The 3179-nt window shown below is 70.9% G+C and carries 2 protein-coding genes; both read left to right on the plus strand.

Features of this window, described 5'->3' with window-relative positions; translation table 11 throughout:
- The coding region (locus AC061S_RS44230; RefSeq protein ID WP_478691541.1) for a hypothetical protein at nt 1-304 on the plus strand (304 nt) is incomplete at its 5' end.
- Between the two features lie 130 nt (nt 305-434).
- Nucleotides 435-3167: a recombinase family protein gene (locus AC061S_RS44235; RefSeq protein ID WP_478691542.1), complete on the plus strand. Its 2733-nt coding sequence runs from the start codon at nt 435-437 to the stop codon at nt 3165-3167.
- Nucleotides 3168-3179 lie beyond the last annotated feature (12 nt).

Genomic DNA, 3179 nt, shown 5'->3' on the forward strand with positions numbered 1-3179 from the left:
CCGACGGACACGGCATAGTGCCGCAGCGTCCAGGCAGTCCTTGGGTTCCTTGACGGTGACCCACCCGTTCCACGCCCTGTCGGGCATGCAGTTGGACATTCTGTTCGTCAAGCGGCGCAGTGGTGCACTCGTCTTCGTCTGCGCGTACGGCGCGAGCCGGAGCGTGACGCTGCCGCAGGAGTGGACGGATCGCGGCGGGGAGCCAGGTGCGGACCGGCTCGCGGTCGAGGGGCTGAGTGCTCTTCGTGCGCTGGTGGATGCCCTGGTGAGCCGTGGTGCCGACACGGACGGGGGCGGATCCTGATGCCACGACAGTTGTGTCGCGCACCAGCCCCGGGGCGGGCGGAAGCGAGGGGCCGTGCCGTCATCACCGTGCCGCGTCGAGATGGTGATGGTGCTGGCCAACATGGTCGAGTCCGGGTTGGGAGGCGGCCGTGATCGTGAACGGGACCTCGAAGATCACCGCGTCCCACCGCTCGAGGACGGCGGCGGTCTATCTGCGGCAGAGCACGTTGGTCCAGGTGAGGGACAACACCGAGTCCACGCTGCGGCAGTACGCGCTGGGCGACGAGGCGGTCCGGCTGGGCTGGGACCGCGAGGACGTGCTGGTCATCGACGCGGACCTGGGGCTGTCGGGGAAGTTCGGGCAGGTCCGCGAGGGCTTCCGCGACCTGGTCGCCAAGGTCTGCCTGGGCGAGGTCGGGGCGATCTTCGGCCTGGAGGTCTCCAGGCTCGCTCGGTCCTCCGCCGACTTCGCCCGGCTGCTGGAACTCGCGCGGCTGACGGACGTCCTCCTGATCGACGACGACGGGGTCTACGACCTCACCAACTTCAACGACAGGCTCCTGCTCGGTCTAAAAGGATCGATGAGCGAGGCCGAGCTGCACATCCTTTCGAGCCGGCTGCAGGGCGCGAAGCGGGCCGCCGCCGAGCGCGGCGACCTGCGGTCCCCGCTGCCGGTGGGCTACGTCTACGACGACGAAGGCGACTGCGTGATCGACCCGGATGCGGAGGTGCAGGCCGCGATCCGTGACGTCTTCGCCGCGTTCGCGGCCGGCGGTTCCGCCTACCAGGTCGTCGCGGCGTTCGTCGGCCGGCGCTTCCCGCTCCGCGCCTACGGAGGAGCGTGGGCAGGCCAGTTGCGGTGGGGCAAACTCACCCACGCCCGGGCACTGGGGGTACTGAGCAACCCCTGTTACGCGGGCACCTACGTCTACGGCCGCAACATCACCCGGCGCAGGGTCCAGCCGGACGGCAGCGTGCGCACGAGCCTGACGCGGGTGCCCCGGGAGAAGTGGCCGGTGGTCCTGCACGATCACCACGAGGGCTACTGGACCTGGGCCGACTTCGTGGCAGCCGAGGCGAAGCTAAAGGCCAACTGCACCCACGACGGAGCCAGGTCGGCGCGTGAGGGACTGGCCCTGTGTCAGGGGATCATGTTCTGCGGTTCGTGCGGGCGCCCGATGACCACCCGCTATTGCCACGACGGCCAGGCCGCCTACGGGTGCTCGATTTCACGGGCCGACCACGAGGCCACGGCGACCTGCCGCTCGATCCGCGCCGACATCGTGGACGACGCCGTGGTGGCCGCACTGCTGGAAACACTCGGTCCCGGGCAGATCGAGCTGGCCCTGGCCGCAGCCGACGAGGTCGCCGGCCGGCACACCCGCTCGCACCGTGCCGCCGAGCTCGCGGTGGAGCGAGCCCAGTACGACGCGGACCGCGCCGAGCGGACGTTCAGCGCCGTCGATCCGGACAACCGCATGGTCGCCCGCACCCTGGAGGCCCGCTGGGAGGCCAGACTCGCCGCACTCGACCAGGCCCAGACCGCCCTGAACACGGCCCGTGAAGCCAAGCCGGCCCTGCCGGACCGCTCCGCGCTGCAAGCCCTGGCCGCTGACCTGCCCGGATTGTGGCACGCGGCCGAAACCAAAGACCGTGACCGCAAACGCCTCCTGCGGACGCTGATCTCGGATGTGACACTGCTGCCCGAGCCCGACCGGGCCCACGCGCGGGTCGGGGTGCGCTGGCACACCGGCGCCACCGACGAACTCGCCCTGACCCGCCCCCGGCTCTCGGCCGATATTAGGCGGACCCCTGCGGCGGCGCGGGAGTTGATCGCGGCCCTGCGTCCGAGCCACACCGACGAACAGGTCGTCGCCGCGCTCGCCGCCGCCCAGCTGACCACCGGGACCGGGCGCCCGTTCGACGTGGCGGCCGTCAAATGGGTGAGCTACACCTACAAGATTCCCGCGCCGGTCCCGTTCCGGGACGGGGAGATCTGCGTCAACGAGGCAGCCCAGATCCTGGGCATCACCGCGGACGCCGTCTACTACTGGCTCACTCACGGGCGCCTTGACGCTCGCAAGGACTCCGGCGGCCGTTGGTGCATTCCCTGGAATGATCAGGTCGAAGCCGACTGCCGCCGCCAGATCGACACATCCGGCCACCTCACCCCCCGGCCCGCCGCACCGCCGCAGACGATGCCCGGCGAGGTCAGCGTCCAGCAGGGCGCCGCCCGCCTGGGCGTGGTCGAGCACGCCCTCTACTACTGGATCCGCTGCGGCCGGCTCAGGGCCCGCAAGGACGTCGGGGGACGCTGGTGCATTCCTTGGAACGAGCAGGTCGAAGCCGACTGCCGGGACTGGATCACCCACCCCGAGCAGTTCATGCCCACCGGGCGCCGCCCCCTGCCCGCCGAGGCCGCCCACGCCGGCGAGATCAGCATTCCCGAAGCGGCAGCCCGCCTCGGAGTCCTCGACGCGGCCGTTCGCTACCAAGTGCGTGTCGGGCGTCTGCCCGCGCACCGCACCCCCGCCGGCCGTATCGCCATCCCCTGGAACGATCAGGTCGAGGCCACACTCCGGGCTGACCTGGACCGGCCCAAACACCCCGGTCCCACCGGCCCCGGCAGCCACCCACTGCCCGACACCGCCACCGCGCGCGGCGAACTGAGCGTCCAGCAGGTCGCCGCACAGCTCGGCGTCCGCGCCGGCGCGGTCTACTACTGGATCGCCCGCGGCCGCCTGGACGCCCACCGTGCCGCCGACGGCCGCCTCAGCATCCCCTGGACCAGCGACAACGAGGCCATCTGTCTCCAACTCGCCGCCCAGAGCACGAAATTCGACCACACAACCCGAACACTCACAGCAGGAGGGGCAGTATGAAGCCACCATGCC

It is taken from the genome of Streptomyces sp. CA189 (assembly GCF_056428985.1).